General features: G+C 74.3%; 23 protein-coding genes. 11 read left to right on the plus strand and 12 right to left on the minus strand.

All coding sequences use genetic code 11. The features are described 5' to 3' along the window. Positions 1-39: 39 nt before the first annotated feature. Positions 40-735, minus strand: coding sequence for an HAD family hydrolase (locus VKK44_RS25010; RefSeq protein WP_343443639.1), 696 nt, complete (start codon positions 733-735; stop codon positions 40-42). Here VKK44_RS25010 and VKK44_RS25015 point away from each other — a divergent pair. Further along, complete coding sequence (locus VKK44_RS25015; protein ID WP_343443640.1) at positions 734-1702, plus strand: DMT family transporter; 969 nt, start codon at positions 734-736, stop codon at positions 1700-1702. The two genes, VKK44_RS25010 and VKK44_RS25015, sit on opposite strands and share 2 nt — an antisense overlap. A gap of 78 nt (positions 1703-1780) precedes the next feature. Here VKK44_RS25015 and VKK44_RS25020 read toward each other — a convergent pair whose 3' ends face one another. Then, positions 1781-2314, minus strand: coding sequence for a hypothetical protein (locus tag VKK44_RS25020; RefSeq protein WP_343443641.1), 534 nt, complete (start codon positions 2312-2314; stop codon positions 1781-1783). Positions 2315-2897: 583 nt separating this feature from the next. Next, positions 2898-3767 (minus strand): PhzF family phenazine biosynthesis protein, encoded by an 870-nt coding sequence (locus VKK44_RS25025; RefSeq protein WP_343443642.1) that lies wholly within the window; start codon positions 3765-3767, stop codon positions 2898-2900. Positions 3768-3800: 33 nt separating this feature from the next. On the opposite strand from VKK44_RS25025, the gene VKK44_RS25030 reads away from it, so the two are divergent. Genes VKK44_RS25030 through VKK44_RS25040 form a run of 3 tightly spaced genes read left to right on the plus strand, consistent with a single transcriptional unit; the run spans position 3801 to position 6862 of the window. Beyond that, on the plus strand, positions 3801-5084 hold the full coding sequence (locus tag VKK44_RS25030; RefSeq protein WP_343443643.1) for a magnesium transporter MgtE N-terminal domain-containing protein: 1284 nt from the start codon (positions 3801-3803) through the stop codon (positions 5082-5084). Beyond that, positions 5077-5706, plus strand: a complete 630-nt coding sequence (locus VKK44_RS25035; protein ID WP_343443644.1) for a DUF1003 domain-containing protein — start codon at positions 5077-5079, stop codon at positions 5704-5706. Before VKK44_RS25030 ends, VKK44_RS25035 begins: the two co-directional genes overlap by 8 nt. Positions 5707-5716: 10 nt before the next feature. After that, complete coding sequence (locus VKK44_RS25040; protein WP_343443645.1) at positions 5717-6862, plus strand: P-loop NTPase; 1146 nt, start codon at positions 5717-5719, stop codon at positions 6860-6862. Positions 6863-6906: 44 nt separating this feature from the next. Here the strand turns inward: VKK44_RS25040 and VKK44_RS25045 are convergent, their stop codons facing one another. Both VKK44_RS25045 and VKK44_RS25050 read right to left on the minus strand, forming a co-directional pair. Then, positions 6907-7341 carry a Sec-independent protein translocase family protein gene (locus VKK44_RS25045; RefSeq protein WP_343443646.1) on the minus strand — a complete coding sequence of 145 codons (435 nt, stop codon included), beginning with the start codon at positions 7339-7341 and terminating at the stop codon, positions 6907-6909. 72 nt (positions 7342-7413) lie between these two features. Beyond that, a complete protein-coding gene (locus tag VKK44_RS25050; protein ID WP_343443647.1) occupies positions 7414-8721 on the minus strand; it encodes a S1C family serine protease in 1308 nt (435 codons plus the stop codon). A gap of 256 nt (positions 8722-8977) precedes the next feature. Here VKK44_RS25050 and VKK44_RS25055 point away from each other — a divergent pair, with 256 nt between their 5' ends. Further along, positions 8978-9586, plus strand: a complete 609-nt coding sequence (locus VKK44_RS25055) for an O-methyltransferase (RefSeq protein ID WP_343443648.1) — start codon at positions 8978-8980, stop codon at positions 9584-9586. 10 nt (positions 9587-9596) lie between these two features. On the opposite strand, the gene VKK44_RS25060 is transcribed toward VKK44_RS25055, so the two are convergent. Further along, positions 9597-11057 (minus strand): leucyl aminopeptidase family protein, encoded by a 1461-nt coding sequence (locus tag VKK44_RS25060; RefSeq protein WP_343443649.1) that lies wholly within the window; start codon positions 11055-11057, stop codon positions 9597-9599. 144 nt (positions 11058-11201) lie between these two features. Next, positions 11202-11369 (minus strand): DUF3117 domain-containing protein, encoded by a 168-nt coding sequence (locus tag VKK44_RS25065; protein WP_013283866.1) that lies wholly within the window; start codon positions 11367-11369, stop codon positions 11202-11204. A gap of 189 nt (positions 11370-11558) precedes the next feature. Here VKK44_RS25065 and VKK44_RS25070 point away from each other — a divergent pair, with 189 nt between their 5' ends. Continuing rightward, positions 11559-12377, plus strand: coding sequence for a PaaX family transcriptional regulator (locus VKK44_RS25070; protein WP_343443650.1), 819 nt, complete (start codon positions 11559-11561; stop codon positions 12375-12377). Positions 12378-12381: 4 nt separating this feature from the next. Then, complete coding sequence (locus VKK44_RS25075) at positions 12382-13173, plus strand: enoyl-CoA hydratase/isomerase family protein (protein ID WP_343443651.1); 792 nt, start codon at positions 12382-12384, stop codon at positions 13171-13173. A 3-nt stretch (positions 13174-13176) separates the two neighbouring features. Here VKK44_RS25075 and VKK44_RS25080 read toward each other — a convergent pair whose 3' ends face one another. From VKK44_RS25080 to VKK44_RS31065, 4 genes are read right to left on the minus strand one after another with little or no spacing between them, the layout of a single operon-like run. Next, complete coding sequence (locus VKK44_RS25080; protein WP_343443652.1) at positions 13177-13800, minus strand: hypothetical protein; 624 nt, start codon at positions 13798-13800, stop codon at positions 13177-13179. Between the two features lie 25 nt (positions 13801-13825). Continuing rightward, a complete protein-coding gene (locus tag VKK44_RS25085) occupies positions 13826-14410 on the minus strand; it encodes a DNA-3-methyladenine glycosylase I (protein ID WP_343443653.1) in 585 nt (194 codons plus the stop codon). A 48-nt stretch (positions 14411-14458) separates the two neighbouring features. Continuing rightward, on the minus strand, positions 14459-14956 hold the full coding sequence (locus VKK44_RS25090; protein WP_343443654.1) for an SRPBCC family protein: 498 nt from the start codon (positions 14954-14956) through the stop codon (positions 14459-14461). Beyond that, positions 14953-15720, minus strand: a complete 768-nt coding sequence (locus VKK44_RS31065; protein WP_458351568.1) for a DivIVA domain-containing protein — start codon at positions 15718-15720, stop codon at positions 14953-14955. Before VKK44_RS31065 ends, VKK44_RS25090 begins: the two co-directional genes overlap by 4 nt. Positions 15721-16190: 470 nt before the next feature. Here VKK44_RS31065 and folP point away from each other — a divergent pair, with 470 nt between their 5' ends. Beyond that, complete coding sequence (gene folP, locus VKK44_RS25100; protein ID WP_343443655.1) at positions 16191-17060, plus strand: dihydropteroate synthase; 870 nt, start codon at positions 16191-16193, stop codon at positions 17058-17060. Between the two features lies 1 nt (position 17061). Here the strand turns inward: folP and VKK44_RS25105 are convergent, their stop codons facing one another. Further along, on the minus strand, positions 17062-17439 hold the full coding sequence (locus VKK44_RS25105) for an NADH-quinone oxidoreductase subunit A (RefSeq protein ID WP_343443656.1): 378 nt from the start codon (positions 17437-17439) through the stop codon (positions 17062-17064). A gap of 127 nt (positions 17440-17566) precedes the next feature. Here VKK44_RS25105 and VKK44_RS25110 point away from each other — a divergent pair, with 127 nt between their 5' ends. The 3 genes from VKK44_RS25110 (at position 17567) to VKK44_RS25120 (ending at position 22069) form a co-directional block, all read left to right on the plus strand. Then, positions 17567-18997 (plus strand): hypothetical protein, encoded by a 1431-nt coding sequence (locus VKK44_RS25110; protein WP_343443657.1) that lies wholly within the window; start codon positions 17567-17569, stop codon positions 18995-18997. Positions 18998-19194: 197 nt separating this feature from the next. Then, positions 19195-21042 (plus strand): 2-oxoacid:acceptor oxidoreductase subunit alpha, encoded by a 1848-nt coding sequence (locus VKK44_RS25115; protein WP_343443658.1) that lies wholly within the window; start codon positions 19195-19197, stop codon positions 21040-21042. After that, positions 21035-22069, plus strand: a complete 1035-nt coding sequence (locus VKK44_RS25120) for a 2-oxoacid:ferredoxin oxidoreductase subunit beta (protein WP_343443659.1) — start codon at positions 21035-21037, stop codon at positions 22067-22069. The genes VKK44_RS25115 and VKK44_RS25120 overlap by 8 nt, the downstream gene beginning before the upstream one ends. Positions 22070-22115: the final 46 nt, after the last annotated feature.

The raw sequence follows: 22115 nt of genomic DNA on the forward strand, positions 1-22115 counted from the left end.
CTCCGGTGACCGGTTCGGCCACAGTTCGGCCGACCGGCATCAGCCGACGGCGACCGGACCGAGCAGGTCGAGCACGCCGGTGAGCGAGGTCAGCACCGGCCCGTCCCACCCGTGGTCGGCGTTGAAGACCAGGTGGCCGGCGAGGTCGGGAGCAGCGAGCCGGACCGCGCGCAGCCCCGCCCGCTCCGCGCCGCTGAGTTCCTGGCTGCCGCCGTCGCCGACGTAGAGGCAGTCGGCCGGGGCGCGGCCGAGCCGGTGGCAGGCGGCCAGGTAGAGCGCCGGGTCGGGTTTGCAGCGACCGAGCCGTACCGAGAAGACCCCGGTGTCGAGCAGCGGCGCGACCGCGAGCTGGGGCAGGAACGCCGGCAACTCGTGGGTGCAGTCGCTGACCAGCCCGGTGCGTACGCCCCGGCCGCGCAGCGCGGCCAGCACCGGCACCGCCTCCACGCGCAGCCGGGTGTCGGCCCGGACGGCCCGGTGCCGCGAGGCGACGGCGGCGCGTACCGCCGCGTCCGAGGGGCGTACGCCGACCTGGGCGCAGACCCACCGCATGGTCGACTCGGCGTTGCCGAAGAACCCGCTGGCGCGCTCGTAGTAGCTGCGGTCGAGCACCTCGACCAGGGCCTCGGTGGAACAGCCGAGCTGCTCCGCGATGGCGTGGTGGGCGGCTCCGCGCCGGACGCTGTGGGTCAGGGTGCCGAAGAAGTCGAACAGCACCGCGTGGAACACGCGCATGATCGTAGCCGTGCACCCCGCTCCACACCGCCCGCCGCTCGACGCGCCGACCGTCGGCGCGCTCGCGCTGGCCGTCGCCGCCGTCTCGTCCTCCGCGCCGCTGGTGGCGTTCGCCACCGCGCCGGCCCTGGCCATCGCGTTCTGGCGCAACGCGCTGTCGGTGGCGGTGCTCGGTCCGGTCGCGGTGACCCGTCGACGGGCCGAACTCCGGGCGCTCCTGGTCGGGCCGAGCCGTCGGGAGGGGCTGTACTGCGTACTCTCCGGGGTGGCGCTGGCCGCCCACTTCGCCACCTGGATGCCGAGCGCGAAGCTCACCTCGGTCGCGGCAGCGACCGCGTTGGGCGCGACGCAGCCGGTGTGGCAGGGGTTGATCGCCCGCTGGCAGGGACGCCGGCTGCCGGCCGCGGTCTGGGCCGGCATCGCGGTGGCGGTGCTCGGCGCGGTGCTCGCCACCGGCGCCGACTTCGCCGTCTCGGGCCGGGCCTTCGCCGGCGACCTGCTGGCCGTGACCGGCGGCTTGTTCGCGGCCGTCTACACCGCCCTCGGCGAGCGGGCCCGGGCGAGCATCAGCACCACCGGCTACACCACCGTCTGTTACGGCGTCTGCGCGCTGGTCCTGCTGGTGGTCTGCCTGGTCGGCGGCGTACCCCTGCACGGCTGGGACGGCGGGACGTGGCTGGCCGTCCTCGGCCTGGTGGCCGGTGCCCAACTCCTCGGGCACTCGATGTTCAACTACGCGCTGCACCGGGTCTCCGCCACCACGGTCAGCGTGCTGATCCTGCTGGAGGCGCCGGGCGCGGCGCTGATCGGCTGGGTCTGGCTGGGGCAGCTACCCCGGCCGCTCGCCCTGCCCGGGCTGGCGCTGCTGCTGGTCGGCGTCGCCGTGGTCGTGCTCGGCGGCGCGCGGGCCGGCCGGCGCACCGAGCCGGTGCCCGTGCCCGTCGACCCCACGCCGCTGGGCGACTGACCCGCGCCCCGCTGCCGTGCTGCCCGCTGACCGCCGCGCGGCCGGGCTGCGCGCCGGTGCGCGACGCGGGCTCCGCGGTCAGCGGCGGCGGACCCGGTGCAGGCGGAACGGCTTACGGACGGCGCGGACCGCCGGCGTCGGGCGGGGCTGCTCGGCCAACGAACCGTCCGGCAGGTCGGCGCCGCTGACCGCGCTGCCGGCCGGCGTGAGCCGGTTGAGCGCGCAGCCCCCGGCCACCCAGCGCGCCACCAGCTCCGCCGCCGAGCCGGACGCGTTGAGCCGCTTCGCCGCGACCAGCGGCGCGACGGTGTCCCACTCCTCGGTGCCGGGCCGCAGCCGCGTCACCCGCGCCGGCCAGCTCACGATCCGCCCGCCGTGATCGCCGCGCAGCGTGACGTCGGCCCCGTCGGCGTCGGCCAGCCCGGGCGCGGCCTGCTCGCCGGGGCCGGTCACCACCAGCAACGCGCCGTCCAGCGGCAGGCACCACAACGCGTACGCCGGGCCGCCCGACACGCTCACCCAGCAGACGGCGGCCTTCTTCACCGCCTCGTCCACCAGTGGCGGGGTCACCCGCTCGTCCACCTCGTCGCTCACCCCGCCATCCTCCCGCATCCCGCGCCCATTCGGGCCGGCGGACGGCCGCCCTGTCCAGCCGGACGCCCCGTCGGGCGGGGCTGCCGCGCGGGGCTGCCGTGCGGGGCTGCCGTGCGAGGCTGCCTGACGAGGGCCGCTCGGGCTGCCGTGCGGGACTGCCTGACGAGGGCCGCTCGGGCTGCCGTGCGGGACTGTCAGACGAAGGCCCGCTCGGGCCGAAGCTCGGCCAGCCGGGCGAGGCCAAGCGAACGGGCCTGCGCGGGAACCAGGCGGGCCGTCCAGGCTCTGCTTCGGAGACTAGGAACTTGATGGCGCGGATGGATCGCCGGTTGGCGAGCGCGCCGGCTCCCGCCGACCGCGCCGCTGAACCATCTACGCCATCAAGTTTGTAGGCGGGCGAGTAGTCCCTTCCGCGCTGACCACCCGCGCGTGGACGGACCGGCGGGCCAGCCCCAGTCCGGGATCAGGCGGCCGGCCAACCAGGCCCGCCAAGCCCACTCGGCCTGCTTGGCCCTCAGCCCGCCATACCCCCGGCAAGCCCGGATCGCTCCGCCAGCGGGCGCGGCGGCGCAGCGGGGGCGGCGGGGGCAGCGAGGGCGGCTCAGCCGATGAACGGCGGGACGGCGATCTCGCCACGGGCCACCGGCATCACCTGACCGGAGACGGTCGCGCCGACCGCCGTCCCGCTGGCCGCGGTCACGGTGCAGGCCAGCGACGAGGGCCGGTGGATCTCGATGCCCTGGCGCACCGCGTACGACGTCCGGCCCTCGCCCGGCAGCAGGCCGCTGGCGACCAGCCAGACGCCCAGCCCGAGCGCGGCCGAGCCGGTGGCCGGGTCCTCCGGGACGCCGATCCCGGGCACGAAGACCCGGGCGTGCGCGGTTTGCGACTCCGGGTCCCAGGAGAAGAGACTGACGTGCTCGACGCCGTACCGCTCCGCAGCCGCCGTGTTCAGCCGCGCCCGGGCCACCGCGTCGGGACGTACCGGGAGGTAGGGGAATTCCAGGCCGCACCCGGCGACGCGCGGCGGCGGGCCGGCGTGGTCGGCCGCGGTGAGGCCGGCGATCTCCAGCAGCGGCTCCGGGTCGAGTTCCGGGCCGAGCGTCGGGGTGCCGCCGGTCAGCGTCGCGCCGGTCGCGGTCACCTCGATCGGCAGCACGCCGGCGCCGCACTCCTGGGTGACCCGGCCCAACTCGAAGAGGCCGCGCCGGCCGGCGGTCACCGCGGCGCCCACGCTCGGGTGCCCGGCGAACGGCAGCTCGTCGGTCGGGGTGAAGATGCGGGCCCGGTAGGTCGCACCGGCCTGAGTGGGTGCCAGCACGAAGACCGTCTCGGACAGGTTGAACTCCAGCGCGAGCGCCTGCATCTGCTCGGTGGCCAGCCCTTCCGCGCCGAACACCACGGCCAGCGGGTTGCCGGCGAACGGGCGGTCGGTGAAGACGTCCACGATCTCGTAGGCCAAGGTCGACATGCTGTTAGAGAGTAGGCCCTTAGGCTGGTCCCCGTGAGCACGCCGAACCGGGTCTACATCGCTCGACTCGCCGGAGTCGCCGTCTTCGACCCGAACGGCGACCAGGTGGGCCGCGTCCGCGACGCGGTCGCCCGGATGCGTCCGACCCAACGACCGCCTGAGGTGGTGGGGCTGGTCGCCGAGATGCCAATGCGGCGCCGCATCTTCCTCTCCATCAACCGGATCACCTCGATCGACCCGGACGCCGTGGTGCTCGGCAGCGGCACGCTCAACCTGCGCCGGTTCGAGAAGCGACCGAATGAGCTGCTGGTGCTCCAGGAACTGCTCGACCGGCGGGTCCAGCTCGAGGGCGGGCAGGCCGGCTCGGTGGTGGACGTCGCCATGGAGCACAGCCGCGGCGGCGAGTGGGCGCTGACCCGGGTCGCCGTCCGCGAGCAGACCGGCCGGCTCACCCGCCGCGGCCACCTGCACCAGGTCGAGTGGGACCGGGTCCGCGGCCTCGGCGCGGTGGGCGACAACAACCGGGGTACGGCCAACCTGCTCGCCGTGCTGGAGGACATGCGCCCGGCCGACCTGGCCAACGCGCTCCAGGACCTGCCCGACGCCCGACGCAACGAGGTGGCCGCCGCGCTCGACGACGAGCGTCTCGCCGACGTGCTCAGCGAGCTGCCCGAGCGCGACCAGGTGGAGATCCTGGCCGCGCTGGACCGGGAACGGGCCGCCGACGTGCTGGAGGAGATGGATCCGGACGACGCCGCCGACCTGCTCAACGAGTTGCCCCCGCCGGAGCAGGACGTGCTGCTCGACCTGATGGAGCCGGACGAGGCCGACCCGGTGCGCCAGCTGTTGCGGTACGCCTCGGGCACCGCCGGCAGCGTGATGACCTCCGAGCCGGTGATCCTGCCACCGGACGCCACCGTCGCCGAGGCCCTGGCCCGGATCCGGGAGGTGCAGCTCTCGCCCGCCGTGGCCGCGCAGGTCTTCGTGACCCGCGCGCCGTTGACCACGCCGACCGGGCGTTACCTGGGTATGGTTCACTTCCAGCGGTTGCTCCGCGAGCCCCCGGCCGACCTGCTCGGCGGGATCGTGGTCAACGACATCGACCCGCTCCGGACGTCCACCCCGCTGACCGAGATCACCCGCCGGATGGCCACCTACGACATGGTGGGCATGCCGGTGGTGGACCGGAGCAACCGGCTGGTCGGCGCCGTCACGGTGGACGACGTGCTGGACCATTCCCTGCCGCGCGACTGGCGGGACCGGGACGCGGCACCGACCCCGTCCGCCACCGACGACGGGACCGTGGACGATGAGTGAGCAGCGACGCGGCGAGCGGCTCGACCAGCCACGCGCCCCCCGGGGCCTGCACCTGCCCCGGATCGACGCGGATTCCTTCGGCCGTTGGGCCGAGGGCATCGCCCGGGGCATGGGCACGGCCAACTTCCTGGTCTACATGACGCTGATCCTGGCCGCCTGGTTCCTGTGGAACACGCTGGCCCCGGCGCACCTGCGGTTCGACCCGTACACGTTCACGTTCCTGACCCTGGTGCTCTCCCTCCAGGCCTCGTACGCCGCCCCGCTGATCCTGCTCGCGCAGAACCGGCAGGCGGACCGGGACCGGGTCTCGCTGGACGAGGACCGGCGGCGGGCCACCATGCAGAAGGCCGACACGGAATACCTGGCCCGGGAGATCGCCGCGCTACGGATCGCGATGGGGGAGGTGGCGACCCGGGACTTCCTCCGCTCCGAGCTGACCCGGCTGGCCGAGGAGCTGGACGAGGCGGCCGAGCGGCGGCGCAAGCTGCAACGGCGGCAGCACGAGCGGGGACAGCAGGACCGAGGGGCGCGGCGACCGCCCGGTGGCGGCCCGCTCGACGAGCCCCGCGACGAGCTCGACGGTGACCACGCCCACGACGTCCGCCACCAGAGCCCGACGTAGCATTACGGGCATGTCAGCACCCGTCAGCACCGTCTCCGACGCGATCCAGGCCGCGCTGGCCACCGTCAACGACCCGGAGATCCGCCGGCCGATCACCGAACTCGGCATGGTCCGCTCCGCGGAGCGGGACGACGACGGCGTGGTGCGGGTGGAGCTGCTGCTCACCGTGGCCGGCTGCCCGCTGAAGGACAAGCTGCGTACCGACATCACCGCCGCGGTCGGGGCGGTGCCCGGGGTGAGCCACGTCGAGATCATCTTCGGGGTGATGAGCCCGGAGCAGCGCCAGGAGTTGCAGTCGAAGCTGCGCGGCGGTGGCACCGCCGAGCCGGTGATCCCGTTCGCCCAGCCCGGCTCGCGGACCCGCGTCTACGCGGTGGCCAGCGGCAAGGGCGGCGTCGGCAAGTCCAGCGTCACGGTCAACCTGGCCGCCGCGCTGGCCGCCCGCGGCCTGTCGGTCGGCGTGGTGGACGCCGACATCTACGGCCACTCGGTGCCGCGCATGCTCGGCGCCGACGGCGCGCCGACCCGGGTCGAGGACATGATCATGCCGCCGCAGTCGCACGGCGTGAAGGTCATCTCGATCGGCATGTTCACCCCCGGCAACGCGGCGGTGGTCTGGCGCGGCCCGATGCTGCACCGCGCGCTCCAGCAGTTCCTCGCCGACGTCTACTGGGGCGACCTGGACGTCCTCCTGCTCGACCTGCCGCCGGGCACCGGCGACATCGCGATCTCGGTGGCCCAACTGCTGCCGAACGCGGAGATCCTGGTGGTCACCACCCCGCAGGCAGCCGCCGCCGAGGTGGCCGAGCGGGCCGGCGCCATCGCGTTGCAGACCCACCAGCGGGTGGTCGGTGTGATCGAGAACATGTCCTGGCTCGAACTGCCGGACGGTTCCCGGATGGAGGTCTTCGGTGCCGGCGGCGGTGCCGCGGTGGCCGAGTCGCTGACCCGGACCATCGGCGCGCAGGTGCCGGTGCTGGGGCAGATCCCGATGGACACCCGGGTCCGCGAGGGCGGCGACGCCGGCCAGCCGATCGTGCTGACCCAGCCGGACGCGCCGGCCGCGAAGGCCATGTTCGAGGTGGCCGACCGGCTCGCCGTACGCCGCGAGTCCCTGCTCGGCAAGCCGCTCGGCCTCAAGCCCGCCGGCCGCTGACCCACTTCCCTGACCCCTCCCCCGCGGATCCCGTGGGGTGGGGGTCAGGTGGCGTCGTCGTAGGAGGGGCGGGGGGCGGGGGCAGGCGGGGTGGCGGGGGCGGTCGGGGTCGCCACCGCCGGGCGGGCGGTGGGGTTCCGCAGGTCCGCGGCCTTGGCCACGTCCTTCAGCTCGTCGTGCACGCCGGTGACGTCCGAGCGCAGGTTGTCGTACATGCTCTGGAGCGGCTTCCGGATCGCCTGCTCGTCGTCCTCGCTGAGCAGGTGCTTGCGGATGAACGCCTTCGGGTGCAGATCCTCCAGTTGGATGTCCGTCCCCAGCTCGCGACTCAGGTCGCCGGTCGCGTTCCGCGCCATGTTCCGCAGGTTGCGCACCATCCGCAGGCCGTCGTTGATCACGTTGGGCAGCCGGTCCCCGAAGATCAACAACGCCAGGAGCAGCAGGGCGCCGATCTCCCACCAGTTCAGGTTCTCGAACACTCCGGCCTCCTCGTCCGTGTCAGGGCAAGACTACGCACGGAAGGCGGCCCTCCGGGAGGGGGTCGCCGGTCCTCACTTCGCGTCCGCGGCGAGCGTCACCGAGGTGTTCTGCCGGGCCGACCCGCGCCGGTACTCCACCGTCACCACCGAACCCGGCGCGTACTTGCGCACCAGCGCCACCAGGTCGGTCGGATCGGTCATCGGGTGGTTGTCCAGCCGGAGGACCACGTCCCCGGTGCGCATCCCGGCCGCCGCCGCCGGGCCGGCCGGCTCGACGGCGTTGAGCCGCACCCCGCCGCCGGTGGCGCCGGTGCCGCCGACCTGGGCCCCGATCACCGTACGCCGGGCCTTGCCGGTGCCGATGATCTCCTCGGTGACGCGCTTGGCCTGGTTGATCGGGATGGCGAAGGCGAGCCCGATGTTGCCGGCCTCCTGCCCGTCGGCCACCAACGACTTGATCGTCGAGTTCACGCCGACCACCCGCCCCGCCCCGTCCACCAGCGGGCCGCCGGAGTTGCCGTGGTTGACCGCGGCGTCGGTCTGGATCGCCGCGTAGTAGCGGGTCGGTCCGCCCGGCTCACCCGCCTGCATGGTGCGGTCCAGCGCGCTGACGATGCCGGCGGTGACCGTGTTGGCGAGCGACAGCGGCGAGCCCATGGCGAGCACCGGGTCGCCCACCGCGAGCGCGTCCGAGTCGCCGAACTGCACCGGCGTCAGCCCGCTCCGGGTGACCTTGATGACCGCGATGTCCGACTCCGGGTCCTGCCCGACCACCGTGCCGGCGGCGGTGCTGCCGTCGTTGAAGACCACCGTGGCCCGGCCCGGGCCGTCCGCGACCACGTGGTCGTTGGTGACGATGTGCCCGTCGGTGCTCACCACGAAGCCGGAGCCCTCGCTGGTGCCGCCGAGACTGGCCACCCGGATGGTGACCACGCTGGGCAGCACCCGCTCGGCGACCCCGGCCAGCGACTCCGGCTTGCGCTGGGCGAGCGCCGGGGCCTGCCCGGCCTGCGCGCCCAGCGTCGGCACGTTGCCGCCGCGCAGGAAGGCGTAGGTCAGGGCGCTGCCCAGTGAGCCGGCCAGCAGCGCGGTGATCAGCGAGATCAGCACCACCTGGCGCAGCCCCGGCCGGGTCGGCGCGTCCGGGTCGGTGACCGGCTCCGGCTCACCCGCACCGGCGGGCGCGGCGGCCGGGACCACCACGGCCGCGGGCGCGTACGGGTCCCGCCACGGGTCGGCCAGCGCGTCGGACCACCAGGGCGACGTCGTGCCACCCCCGGCGCTCGGCGGTGGCTGCCCGGGCACCGGCCCTCCCACCGGTGCGCCGGACCCGCCGGGCCGGCGCCAGTCCCAGCCGTCGGTCACGTCCGTGCCTCCCACATTCGTCCCGCGCGCCCCGCGCCGGACGTCGGCGGAGCCGGACGACCGAGACGCGCGGGACCCATCCAGGATTGCACGGATGTCCCGGGTGGAGTCAGGGGTTGCCGGCCGTGATCGCCCGAGGGGCCGCCTCGCGGCTGCGCGCGTACCGGCTCGCCTCTACGCTCACAGTGCCAACCGACCCTCGTACCAGCCCGCCCCCAGGAGGTGCCCCATCGCCACGGTCGCCGGTCCCGGCGGTTCGACGGCCCAGGCGTTGCAGTTCGCCGAGTCGTACGTCACCGAGGACATCGTGCTGCGCACGGCCCGCGCCCTCGCCCACGAGGTGGGTGTGGAGGCGGTGACGCCCGGCGCCGGTGCCGCGCTGCGCCTGCTCGCCGCCGCCGGCAACGCCCGCGCGGTGGTGGAGATCGGCACCGGCACCGGGGTCAGCGGCGTGTGGCTGCTGCGCGGCATGCGCCCCGACGGCGTGCTCACCACGATCGACGTGGAGGTGGAATACCAGCGCATCGCCCGGCGGCTGTTCCAGGAGGCGGGCTTCCCGTCGGGGCGTACCCGGATCATCACCGGTCGGGCGCTCGACGTGCTGCCGCGTCTCGCGGACGGCGTCTACGACCTGGTCTTCGCGGACGCGCCGGGGCCCGGCTTCGCGGCGTACGTGGACGCGGCGCTGCGCCTGCTGCGCCCCGGCGGGGTGCTCGCCCTCAACGGCGCGTTGGCCGCCGGCCGGATCGGTGATCCGGCCGCGCGGGACGTGGAGACGGTGACGGTGCGGGAGACCATCAAGGCGATCCGCGAGTCGGAGCACTGGGTGCCCGCGCTGCTGCCGGTCGGCCACGGGCTGCTCGCCGCCGTGAAGAGCTGACGCCGCCCGGTCAGCCCAGCGTCGCCAGCCAGCGCAGCAACCCGCGTACGCCCCAGCCGGTGGCGCCCTTAACCAGCTCGCCGTGCACGTCGTCGGACCAGGACGGGGCGGACATGTCCAGGTGCGCCCAGCGGTCCCGCCGGTCGCCGGTGAACTCGCGGAGGAAGAGCGCGGCCACCACCGAGCCGGCGCCCCGGGCCGGGGAGCTGTGCAGGTCGGCGACGTCGCTGGCCAGGTATTCCAGGTAGTCGTCGGGGAGCGGCATCCGCCAGGCCCGCTCGCCGGCCGCGGTGATCGCGGCCAGCAGGTCGCCGGCCAGGTCGTCGTCGTCGGCGTAGAGCGCGGCGTGCCGCTTGCCCAGGGCGACCGCGTTCGCGCCGGTCAGGGTGGCCAGGTCGACCAGCAGGTCGGGCTTCAGCTCCCGGACCGCGTACGCCAGCGCGTCGGCGAGCACCAGCCGCCCCTCGGCGTCGGAGTTGGTGCTCTCGCTGGTCAGCCCGCCGTAGTGGCGGATCACGTCGCCGGGGCGGAACGCGGAGCCGCTGACCATGTTCTCGGCCAGCGGGGCCAGCGTGGTGACCCGGACCGGCAGGCGCAGCGCGGCGGCGCCCAGCGTCGCGGCGACCACGGCGGCGGCGCCGGCCATGTCCTTGCGCATCAGTTTCATGGCCGGGACCGGCTTGATCGAGATGCCGCCGGTGTCGAACGTGATGCCCTTGCCCACCAGCACCACGTGGGTACGCGCACCGGCTGGCCGCCAGTCCAGCTCGACCAGGCGCGGCCCCTGGGCGGAGCCGCCGCCGACGGCCAGGATGCCGCCGAAGCCCTCGGCCGACAGCTCCTCCGGGCCACGCACGCGCAGGTGCAGGTCGGGCCGGCCGGCGGCGGCACCGGCCACCTGGTCGGCGAACCACGCCGGATGCTTGGTCGAGGACGGGGTGTTCGTCAGGTCACGGGCCAGCCGCGTCATCTCGGCGGTGATCCGGGCCGCGGCCAGCGTGTCGGCGAGCGCGTCCGGGTCGGCCACCAGCACGTCCACCCGGGCCAGGGCGGGCCGCGCGCCGGCTTCGGTGAGCCGGAACCGGTAGGCGCCGAGCAGCAGTCCCTCGGCCAGGCCGCGCAGCGCCGCCTCGGACCCGTCGGGAATCGAGATCGTGATCTGTGTCTCATCCTTGGCGGCGCGGGCCAGTGCCGCGCCTGCGGAGCGCCAGCCCGGCTCGTCGCCGTCGCCGACGCCGAGCAGCCAGAGCCGGCCCGGGACGCCACCGGGGCGCAGGTGTTCGCGGACCTCGCCGGCGGCGCCGGTGAGGCGGGCGGCGGGCAGCAGCGCGGTCGCCTCGGCCCGGACGTCGTCACCGGGTGGCACGGCGGTCGGGAGCAGCGCCGGCGGGGCGTCCGGCCCACCGGGACGAACGGGCAGGACGAGGGCGTCGGGTCGCGTCGACCCGCTCACCAGACGAATGGCCAGCACGCTGGACCGTACCTCCGAAAACGCTCTAAGCGGGACGCATTGCCGCTTGCCGGCCGAGGAAGGCCCTGAGCCACCGGGCAAGCCGGTGGCTCAGGGCAGAACGAACCGTCCGCGCGGCGGACGCCACGCGGACCGCTCCTCGAATCAGCCGGCGGCCGCCTTCAGCGCGTCACCCAGCGCGGTGGCCTCGTCGGGAGTCATCTCGACGACGAGCCGGCCACCACCCTCCAGCGGGACCCGCATGACGATGCCCCGGCCCTCCTTGGTGACTTCCAGCGGACCGTCGCCCGTCCGCGGCTTCATCGCCGCCATGTTGTCTCCCCTCAGACCTACGCCAGGGTCGGTGGGTTGCCCCACAGCCACTTCGCCATCGCACCCGCAACAGTCGCGGAGGCGTCGACCAACGATTTTCCCTGATGAACACCGCCGGACCCAAACCGAAGCAGCATTGATGTAACAGCATCTAGCTTATCCTGGATAGGCCTGTCACAATGTGCGGTCATGCAGGCACGGTCGGCACTCTTCGACCTGTACGGCGACCACCTCCGCGTCCGGGGTGGCCGTGCACCGGTCGCCGCCCTGGTCAAGCTGCTGGCGCCGCTCGGGATCGCCCCACCGGCGGTACGTACCGCGGTGTCCCGGATGGTCCGCCAGGGCTGGCTGGAACCACTCCGGCTCGCCTCCGGACCGGGATATTCGATCACCCCGAAAGCGGGTCGTCGACTGGACGAGGCGGCTTCCCGGATCTACCGGACCGGTCGGCACAGTTGGGACGGACGGTTCGATCTTCTCGTCCTCACGGCGCCCACCTCCCGGCGGGACCGGCAGCGGCTCGCCGCGAACCTCACCTTCCTGGGCTACGGCACGCTCGACGACTGCACCTGGGTCGCCACCCGCCCCGGCGAGGACGTCGACCTGCTGCTCGCCGAGGCGGGCGTGCGCTTCGAACGGTTCACCGCCGCGCACGCCGCCGGCACCCCGGGCGCCATGGGCGTGGTCCGTCGGGCCTGGGACCTGGTCGAGATCGGCCGGGCGTACGAACGCTTCGTCGCCGAACAGAAGCCGCTGCTGTCCGGCGTCACGGTCCGCAGCAGCGACGAGGAGGCGTACGCGGCCCGGTTCCGGCTCGTGCACGCGTGGCGTACCTTCCTGTTCCGGGACCCGCAACTGCCCCCGGCGCTGCTCCCCGAGCGCTGGCCCGGCACCAGCGCGGCCGGGTTCTTCGACCGGCACGCGGCCCGGCTCCGGCCGGCCGCCGACCGGTACGTCGAGCAGTGCCTCGACGCCAGCCACCGCCTCGCCCGACAGAAGGGTCGTTAGAAACGTGACCGAGCCGCTGCTCGTCGACCGCACCGACGCCGTCGTCACCCTGACGCTGAACCGCCCCACGGCGATGAACTCGCTCGACGTGGCGCTCAAGGAGGCGCTCCGGGACGTCCTGGCCGAGCTGGAGACCGACCGCTCCTGCCGGGCGGTCGTGCTGGCCGGCGCGGGCGGCTCGTTCAGCGCCGGGCAGGACCTGCGGGAGCACGTGCAGACGCTGGAGTCGGCGGACGCCGACCCGCTCGCCACCGTGCGGGCGCACTACAACCCGATCGCCGCCCGGCTGGCCAACCTGCCCAAGCCGGTGGTCGCCGCGGTACGCGGAATGGCCGCCGGGGCCGGCGCCTCGCTGGCGTTCCTGGCCGACTTCCGCATCGGCGGCCCGAAGACCCGGTTCCTGATGGCGTTCGCCGGGGTCGGGCTCGCCGCCGACACCGGCGCGTCCTGGACGCTGCCCCGGCTGGTCGGCCACGCCAAGGCGGTCGAGCTGCTCATGCTCGCCGAGCCGGTCGGCGCCGAGGACGCCTGCCGGCTGGGCCTGCTCACCCGACTGGTGGACGACGACGAGCAGGTGCTCCCGACCGCGCAGGAGCTGGCCGCCCGGCTCGCCGCCGGCCCGACCGTCGCGTACGGGGCGATCAAGCGCCAGCTCTCGGTCGCCGACGCCGGCACGCTTGCCGACGCGCTGGCCGCCGAGGCGCAGGCGCAGGCCATCTGCGGCGGCACCGCCGACCACCGGGCCGCCACGATGGCGTTCGTCAACAAGCAGAAGCCGGTCTTCGAGGGCCGCTGAGGCTCAGTCGTCCTCCTCCGGGTCCTGGTTGGCCTCGACGCCGAGCACGAACGCCTGCATGGCCAGCTCGTCGCCGGCGGGCGAGACGAACGCCGGCAGCTCACGCGGGCCCAGCTCCTGCACGTAGGACCAGAAGACCCGGACCGCCTCGGCCCGGGTGGCCGCCTCGATCGGCAGGTCGAGGCTGACCAGCCAGGTGCGCCGGGCCGGCGGCGGACCGAGCCGGTCGGCGAGCGCCCGCCAGCGCGCCGGGTCGAGCGCGGCGACCGGGCCGTCCGGGGCCGGGCCGTCGACCGGCACCGGCTCGTCGAGCGCCCGCCGGGTGTACGTCACCACGAGCGCGCCGGCCGCCGGGTCGGACTGCGGGTCGTCCGGGTCTTCCCGGCCCCCGGCGTCGGGGCGCGTCACCCGGCCGAGCGCCACCAGCCGCAGCGGCTCCTCGACCAGCACCGCCACCCGGTCACCCGGGCGCGGTCGGGCCGCCCCCGGCAACCCGGTCAGCTCCAGCACGTCGTGGTGCACCAACCGCTCGGCCTGGTAGCGCTCGGCGGGCAGCAGCACCGCCCAGGCACCCGGCGTGGTGTCACCGTCGGTCGTCCCGCTCGTCCGTGGCTCGGTGTCGGTCATGCCTCAATCCCATCACGCCGTGTCGTCACACCTCGGCCCGGTCACCGCTGGCGTGGCATCCGGCGAGGTGATCGTCCACCATGCCGGTGGCCTGCATCAACGCGTAGGCGGTGGTCGGGCCGACGAAGCGGAAGCCGCGCTTCTTGAGCGCCTTGGCCATCGCGGTGGACTCCGGGGTGAGCGCCGGCACCGAGGCGAACGACCCGGGCCGCGCCGCCCGGGGCGGGGGCGCGAACGACCAGAGCAGCGCGGAGAGGCCCTCGGGCAACGCCAACGCGGCCCGCGCGTTGGCGACCGCCGCCTCGATCTTGGCCCGGTTGCGGACGATCCCGACGTCGGCCAGCAGCCGGGCCACCTCGGCCTCGCCGAAGCCGGCGACCGACTCGATCCGGAACCCGTCGAAGGCGAGCCGGAACGCCGGCCGCTTGCGCAGGATGGTCAGCCAGGACAGGCCGGACTGGAACGCCTCCAGGGTGAGCCGCTCGTAGAGCGCGTCGTCGCCGTGCAGCGGCCGGCCCCACTCCTCGTCGTGGTAGGCGGCGTAGTCGGGGGTGCTCGCTCCCCAGGCGCAGCGGGGCAGCCCGTCCGGGCCGGTCACCAGGTCAGTCACGTCGCACACGGTAGTGCGGCCCACCGACAGGGTCGACGTGCGCCACCGTCAGGGCAGGCGGCCCTGCTCGACCAGCCGGGCGAACCTCTTCAGCGCCTGGGTCAGGCCGAACTTCGAGCCGGGCCAGAGCACCGGCCAGGCCACCCGGCCCGCCGCCCCGCCCGGCAGGTGGAACCACTCGTGCCAGATGACCTGGGTGCGCTCCCGGTCCATCGGGGTGCACCGCAGCACGCCCGGACCGCGCAGCAGCTTGCCGCAGTGCACCACCCCGACCTCGTAGGGCGCGTCGACACGCACCACCCGCATCTCGTCCCGCAGCACCGCCGGACCGAGCGCGGTGACCGCCTCGACCAGGCTGCCCTCGCCGCCGTCCCCCTCGACCACCCGGACCGTGGTGAACGGGATCCAGTCGGACTGCCGTTCCCACGCGGTCAGCGCCGCGAAGACGCGTTCCGCCGGCGCGTCGACGATCACCGTGGCGGTGACCTCGGCGGCACCCGGCTGGGCCGCCTCGGCGAAGCCGGCGGAGCCCTCCGCGCCGGTCACGCCGGCTCCGAGCGGGCCACCGGCCCGCGTTCCCGGTCGTCCGCGTCGCTCCGGTCCGCGCCCGCGCCGGCCGGCCCGGCGATGATCCCGCCGGCCGGGGACGTGGTGTCCTCGACCGCGGCGGCGGCCGGCGCCTCCGCCACGCCCGCCTCGGCCGCCCCGGCGCGGGCTCCGGCCATGGCTCCCGGCCGGCTCCCGGCGGGCCGGTCGTCGGCGGGCTGCTCGGCAGCGGACCGGTCGGCGGCGGGCTGCTCGGCGGCAGGCCGGTCGGCGGCGGGCTGCTCGGCGGCGGGCTTGTCGAGGGCCGGCGTCGCGGTGGTCTCCGGCTCCGGCGCCGACAGGTCGATGGTCACCGGAGCGGCGCTCGACGTCTCAAGCCCCGCCTCGCCGGCCCCGGCCCCGGCCGCGACGGCCTCCTCGCGCGCCCGGCGCAACGCGTCGGCCTCCTCGGTCCGGCCGTCCCGCAGCGCGGCGTTCTCGGCCTCCAGCACGCCGATCAGCTCGGACTTGTAGCCGATGTCGTAGGCGGCCCGCCGGAGCGCCACGTCGACCTGGGCCATCCGGTATCCGCGCAGCGCGGTGTCGAACCGGACCCCGGTCACGTCCGACTCGTCGAGCGGGCGGCTGCCCGGCAGCGGCACGGCCCGCCCGTCCGGCTCGGCCGGCACCAGTCCCGGATCCCGCCCGGAGACGAGCACCGTCACTCCGAACACCACTGCCGCGACGGTCAACGCGACGACCAAGAGGAGCAGAACCTCACCCATGCAGAGATCGTGGCACGCGGGCCGGGATCGGGCGAGCCCTCCACGGCCTCCGGTCGGCAAAACCCGCGCTCCCGAGCCGTACCGGTAGCCCCTCGACCGGCCCGCGCACCCGCTCGGCCAGCCGGACCGGCCGACCCCGCGCCGACTCGGCGGCGTGGCGACACCGGCGCCGCCCGCCCCACCACCTCGCCGAAATGGCGGGACGGCCTGCTCTCGCACGGCAGGCGCTCCGATCCGCCCGCCCGGGCCGGCCCGGGTCCGTTGCCACCGCCGCCCGGCTGTCCCGGCTCCGGAAACCTTCCAATGAGATGAGATCAATCTTCCAAATCTCGGGAAATGCGAGGATCTTGGCGAGAAGGTGCCCCCGGAGGGGCCGTTTCATACCAAGATCTCGGGGCGCCACCGTGCTGCGGTACGACGGTGGGTACGGGGTGACCGGTCGGCAGGGGCGCGGAGACGAGGAGGCGGGCATGACCGGGGTGTTGCGGCTCGGCGGGCGGAGCTTCGCCCCCGGCGAGCTGGTGGTGATGGCGATCGTGAACCGCACCCCGGACTCGTTCTTCGACCGGGGTGCCACGTTCGCCCAGGACAGCGCGCTGCGGGCGGTCGAGCGGGCGGTGACCGAGGGCGCGGAGATCGTCGACATCGGCGGGGTGAAGGCCGGGCCCGGCGACGAGGTGGACGTGACCGAGGAGATCCGGCGCACGGTGGACACCATCGCCGCGGTCCGGGCCGCCTTTCCCGACGTGGTCGTCTCGATCGACACCTGGCGGGCGGAGGTGGCGGTGGAGGCGGTCGCGGCCGGCGCGGACCTGCTCAACGACACCTGGTCGGGGGCGGACCCGGCGCTGGCCCGGGTCGCCGCGGCGACCGGCGCCGGCCTGGTCTGCTCGCACGCCGGCGGCCTGGCCCCACGGACCCGGCCGCACCGGGCGGCCTTCGACGACGTGGTGACCGACGTGCTCGACACCGTCACCGGGCTGGCGGAACGCGCGGCCGGGCTGGGGGTACGCCGGGACGGCATCCTGATCGACCCGGCGCACGACTTCGGCAAGAACACCCGGCACTCGCTGGAGATCACCCGACGGCTGGCCGAGCTGACCGGCACCGGCTGGCCGCTGCTGGTGGCGCTGTCGAACAAGGACTTCGTCGGCGAGACGCTGGACCTGCCGGTGCCCGAACGGCTGGAGGGGACGCTCGCCGCCACCGCGGTCTCGGCCTGGCTCGGCGCCCGGGTGTTCCGCGCGCACCAGGTCCGCCCGACCCGTCGGGTGCTGGACATGGTGGCGTCGATCCGGGGGGACCGGCCGCCGGCGGCGACCCGGCGCGGGCTGGCCTAGGTCAGGCCCAGCGCAGGACGCCGCGCCGCCAGGCGTAGAGGATGCCGAGCGCCACGATCGCCACGAACACGCCCATCTCCGCCACCGTGGTCGCCCCGAAGCCGGGCCGGTCGAAGACCAGCGCCCACGGGAAGAGGAAGACCGCCTCCACCGCGAAGAGGACGTAGAGATAGGCGTAGACGTAGTAGCGGATCTGCATCTGGGCCCAGTCGCCACCGACCGGGTCGAGCCCGCACTCGTACGTGGCCCGCTTGCCCCACGGCTCCGCCGGTCGGGCCGGACGTAACATCCGGTTCGCCGAGAACGCCGTCACGAAGAAGAGCACGGCAGCGAGCAGCAGCAGACCGAGCGTGGCGTACGAGCCGAGGTATCCGGTCACGCCCCGGAGCGTACCGGTCCCGCCGAATCGTCTCGGACACGTTACGAATTCGTTTCCTGTGGGGACTAGTGCCGGATGGCAACGGTCCCCGAATAATGAGACCTCTTGACACGTCCCCGGAGGACAGATGACCCGCCCCCGCGTCCGGCCTGCCCAACGGGTCACGCCTCGCCGTACCCTCGCGTTGTTCGCGCCCGCGCTGATCGCCGCGACCGCGGCGGTCGCCGTGGTGGCACCGGGGTGGGCCGCGGTCACCCCCGCCGCCGCGGCCGGGGTGGTCCGGGTGGCCGACCCGGGCCCGCCGGGCGACCCGGGCGGCGATCCCGGCGGCGACCCGACCGAGCCGACGCCGACCGGGGACGCGACGAGCACCGCGCCGGCCCCGACCAGCGCGCCGCCGACCGAGCCGGCCCCGCCGCCCACCACGCCCCCGGCGCCGGTCGACACCACCCCGACGACGACCACGCCGACGACGGCGCCGATCACCATGCCGCCGACCACCGGCGCGCCCGCCACCACCACGTCCCCGCCGCCGGTCGTGCAGCCCCCGCCGCCGCCGCGGACCCAGCCGGCGGGCGGGCCGCTGGGCGTGCAGGTCGGCACCGACGACCTGGTGCTGACGCCGGCCTACTGGAACGCCGACAGCACGGTGGCCGCGCTGCGGGTGACGGTGACCAACACCGGTGGGCGGGAGGAGGAGATCAGCCTCGGCTACACGTTGCCGGCCGGGCTGGTCGACGGCGGCACGCCGGGCTGCGTCGCTGCCGGCGGCGGCAACCACCGCTGCGGCGGCTGGACCGTCGCGCCCGGCGCCCGGTTCAGCGCCACCATCCGGGTCCGGGTCGACGGGGAGGCCTGGCGGACCATGCCGCTGAGCGGGTCGGTCCAGGTCACCGCCGTCGCGCCCGGGGTCACCGGAGCGGCGTACGACGACGAGGGCTTCGCCGTGCTGTTCCCGCCCGGCCCGCCGGTGCCCGGCATCGCGCTCCGCGCCGACGAGGTCCTCTTCGACATCAGCGGCGCACCGAGCACGCTCACCGTCCGGCTGGGCAACACCGGCGAGGTGGACGCCGCCGGGCGGGTGGAGGTGCTCCTTCCCGCCGGGGTGACGGTGGGCGACGCGGGCAACGGCTGCGCCCCGGCGGCCCCGGACCGGACCCGGTGCGAGCTGGGCACGCTGCCGGCCGGCCGGACCGCCACCCTGCGCCTGCCGGTGTCCGCGTCGGCGGAGGCCCAGCGGATGGCCCCGCTCGCCGGCGCGGTGATCGGCCGGTTGGACCCGCGCAGCGGGCGGGACCGGCAGGTGCAGATGAGCTTCCGGATCAGCGCGGCGGCGGCGCAGTCCACCCCGTTGGCCGGGGCGCCGGCGCCGACCGGTTCTCAGGGAGTGCTGACTGCGTCCGAGCGGTCCGGTTCCGACGACGGCCCGGCGCGGGGGATCGCGATTGCCTTGATCATCATGTCGGGGCTGCTCGTCGTGTTCGCGTTGACGCTGGCCACGCGCTCGCTGCGACGCCGCAGCGACATCACCGTGCCGAAGCCGACCACGGAGCAGTGAGCCGCGCGGCGCGGTGATCTCGATTACGGTCGACGGTACTAACCGCCCCGAAGTGGGGCATACAGCAGCCCGATCGGATCTCACCCGTCGGACCGCCACCAAGGCGGCCCTAACCGTCCGACGTAGGCTCTGACGGTGAGAAACGGAGCGGGCCGCGTCGGCGAGGGCGACGGCGCTCAGCGAAGCGAGGTGCGGGCGTGACCAAGCAGATCCGTCAACTGGACCGGGTGGTCATCCGGTTCGCCGGCGACTCCGGCGACGGCATGCAGCTCACCGGCGACCGGTTCACCTCGGAGACGGCACAGTTGGGCAACGACATCTCCACGTTGCCCAACTTCCCGGCCGAGATCCGCGCGCCCGCCGGCACGCTGCCGGGCGTGTCGAGCTTCCAGGTGCACTTCGCCGACTACGACATCCTGACCCCCGGCGACGCGCCGAACGTGCTGGTGGCGATGAACCCGGCCGCGCTCAAGGCCAACCTGGCCGACCTGCCGCGCGGGGCGGACATCATCGTCAACACCGACGAGTTCACCCGCCGCAACCTGGCCAAGGTCGGCTACGCGACCAGCCCGTTGGACGACGACTCGCTCGCCGGCTACGCGGTGCACCCGGTCGCGCTCACCTCGATGACGGTCGGCGCGCTGGCCGAGCTGACGGTGTCCAAGAAGGACGCCGAGCGGGCCAAGAACATGTTCGCGCTCGGGCTGCTGAGCTGGATGTACTCCCGCCCGTACGAGTCGACGCTGCGGTTCCTGGAGCGCAAGTTCGCCCGCCGGCCGGAGCTGGTGGCGGCGAACGTGGCCGCGTTCCGGGCCGGCTGGAACTTCGGCGAGACCACCGAGGACTTCTCCGTCCGGTACGAGGTCAAGCCGGCGAAGATGCCGCCCGGCACGTACCGCAACATCACCGGCAACGCGGCGCTGTCGCTGGGCCTGGTGGCCGCCGGGGTGCGCTCCGGGCTGCCGGTGTTCCTCGGCGCCTACCCGATCACCCCGGCCTCGGACATCCTGCACGAGCTGAGCAAGCACAAGAAGTTCGGCGTGGTCACCATGCAGGCCGAGGACGAGATCGCCGCGGTCGGCGCGGCGCTGGGCGCGTCGTACGGCGGCTCGCTCGGCATCACCACCACCAGCGGGCCGGGCGTGGCGCTGAAGAGCGAGACGATCTCCCTGGCGGTGGCGCTGGAGCTGCCGCTGGTCATCGTCGACGTGCAGCGGGCCGGGCCGTCCACCGGCATGCCCACCAAGACCGAGCAGGCCGACCTGAACATGGCCCTGTACGGCCGGCACGGCGAGGCACCGGTCGCGGTGATCGCGCCGAAGTCGCCGTCGGACTGCTTCCACGCCGCGCTGGAGGCGGCGCGGATCGCGCTGACCTACCGCACGCCGGTCATCCTGCTCTCCGACAACTACGTGGCGAACGGCTCCGAGCCGTGGCTGCTGCCGGACGTGGAGTCCCTGCCCGACCTGCGGGTCGAGTTCGCCACCCGGCCCAACGGCGAGGACGGCACCACGTTCCTGCCCTACCTGCGTGACGCGCAGACGCTGGCCCGCCCGTGGGCGGTGCCCGGCACGCCGGGGCTGGAGCACCGGATCGGCGGTCTGGAGAAGGCCGACAAGACCGGCGACATCTCGTACGACCCGGCGAACCACGACTTCATGGTCCGGACCCGGGCGGCCCGGATCGAGACGATCCCGGTGCCGGACGTCGAGGTGGAGGATCCGGACGGCGACGCCCGGGTGCTGGTGCTCGGCTGGGGCTCGACGTACGGCCCGATCGGCGCGGCCTGCCGGGGGTTGCGTCAGCGCGGGCTGCCGGTGGCCCAGGCGCACCTGCGGCACCTGTCCCCGATGCCGGCCAACCTCGGCGAGGTGCTGCGCTCCTACGAGCGGGTGGTCGTTCCCGAGATGAACCTCGGCCAGCTCGCCCACGTGATCCGGGCGAAGTACCTGGTCGACGCGATCGGCTACAACCAGGTCCGCGGCCTGCCGTTCACCGCCGCGGAGCTGGAGACGATGCTGGAAGAGGTCCTGAAGAATGTCTGAGCCCGTCGCCCTGAAGCTCACCGCCAAGGACTTCAAGTCCGACCAGGAGGTGCGTTGGTGCCCCGGCTGCGGCGACTACGCCGTCCTGGCCGCGGTGCAGGGGTTCATGCCGGAGCTGAACATCCCCCGGGAGAACACCGTCTTCGTCTCGGGCATCGGGTGTTCGTCCCGCTTCCCGTACTACATGAACACGTACGGCATGCACTCGATCCACGGCCGCGCCCCGGCGATCGCCACCGGCCTGTCGGTGTCCCGGCCGGACCTGTCGGTCTGGGTGGTCACCGGTGACGGGGACGCGCTCTCCATCGGCGGCAACCACCTGATCCACGCGCTGCGCCGCAACGTCAACCTGAAAATCCTGCTGTTCAACAACCGGATCTACGGGCTGACCAAGGGTCAGTACTCGCCCACCTCCGAGGTCGGCAAGATCACCAAGTCGACGCCGGTCGGCTCCGCGGACGCCCCGTTCAACCCGCTGTCGCTGGCGCTCGGCGCGGAGGCCACGTTCGTGGCCCGTACGCTCGACTCGGACCGCAAGCACCTCCAGTCGGTGCTGCGGGCCGCCGCCGAGCACCGGGGCTCGGCGTTCGTGGAGATCTACCAGAACTGCAACATCTTCAACGACGGCGCGTTCGAGCCGCTGAAGGAGCCGACCACCCGGGACGACTACCTGATCCGGCTGGAGCACGGGCAGCCGATCACGTTCGGCTCGGAGGGGCAGTTCTGCGTCGTCCACCCGCCGGGCGGCTTCGGGCTGGAGGTGCGGGAGACCGCGGCCACCCCGGCGGAGCAGATCGTGGTGCACGACGTCACGGTCGCCGACCCGGCGTACGCGTTCGCGCTGTCCCGGCTGCCCGGCCTGGATCTGCGCAACACGCCGCTCGGGGTGTTCCGGTCGGTGGACCGGCCCTCCTACGACAGCGTGGTGCAGGAGCAGGTCGCCGCCGCGCGGGCGAGCGTCGACCAGACCCCGGAGCAGCAGCTCTCGGCGTTGCTCGGTGGCGGCGACACCTGGACGATCCTGTAGCTCCGCCCCTGATCCGCTCATCCGGAAGGCGGGCCGTCCCACCGGG

The organism is Micromonospora sp. DSM 45708, assembly GCF_039566955.1.
Classification (GTDB): Bacteria; Actinomycetota; Actinomycetes; order Mycobacteriales; family Micromonosporaceae; genus Micromonospora.

Coding starts and splice junctions, on each gene's coding strand:
- VKK44_RS25020 (WP_343443641.1), bottom strand. CDS start 2,314: ATGCGGGAGGATGGCGGGGTGAGCGACGAGGTGGACGAGCGGGTGACC.
- VKK44_RS25015 (WP_343443640.1), top strand. CDS start 734: ATGATCGTAGCCGTGCACCCCGCTCCACACCGCCCGCCGCTCGACGCG.
- VKK44_RS25070 (WP_343443650.1), top strand. CDS start 11,559: ATGCAGGCACGGTCGGCACTCTTCGACCTGTACGGCGACCACCTCCGC.
- VKK44_RS25010 (WP_343443639.1), bottom strand. CDS start 735: ATGCGCGTGTTCCACGCGGTGCTGTTCGACTTCTTCGGCACCCTGACC.
- folP (WP_343443655.1), top strand. CDS start 16,191: ATGACCGGGGTGTTGCGGCTCGGCGGGCGGAGCTTCGCCCCCGGCGAG.
- VKK44_RS25065 (WP_013283866.1), bottom strand. CDS start 11,369: ATGGCGGCGATGAAGCCGCGGACGGGCGACGGTCCGCTGGAAGTCACC.
- VKK44_RS25040 (WP_343443645.1), top strand. CDS start 5,717: ATGTCAGCACCCGTCAGCACCGTCTCCGACGCGATCCAGGCCGCGCTG.
- VKK44_RS25035 (WP_343443644.1), top strand. CDS start 5,077: ATGAGTGAGCAGCGACGCGGCGAGCGGCTCGACCAGCCACGCGCCCCC.
- VKK44_RS25025 (WP_343443642.1), bottom strand. CDS start 3,767: ATGTCGACCTTGGCCTACGAGATCGTGGACGTCTTCACCGACCGCCCG.
- VKK44_RS25120 (WP_343443659.1), top strand. CDS start 21,035: ATGTCTGAGCCCGTCGCCCTGAAGCTCACCGCCAAGGACTTCAAGTCC.
- VKK44_RS31065 (WP_458351568.1), bottom strand. CDS start 15,720: ATGGGTGAGGTTCTGCTCCTCTTGGTCGTCGCGTTGACCGTCGCGGCA.
- VKK44_RS25110 (WP_343443657.1), top strand. CDS start 17,567: ATGACCCGCCCCCGCGTCCGGCCTGCCCAACGGGTCACGCCTCGCCGT.
- VKK44_RS25080 (WP_343443652.1), bottom strand. CDS start 13,800: ATGACCGACACCGAGCCACGGACGAGCGGGACGACCGACGGTGACACC.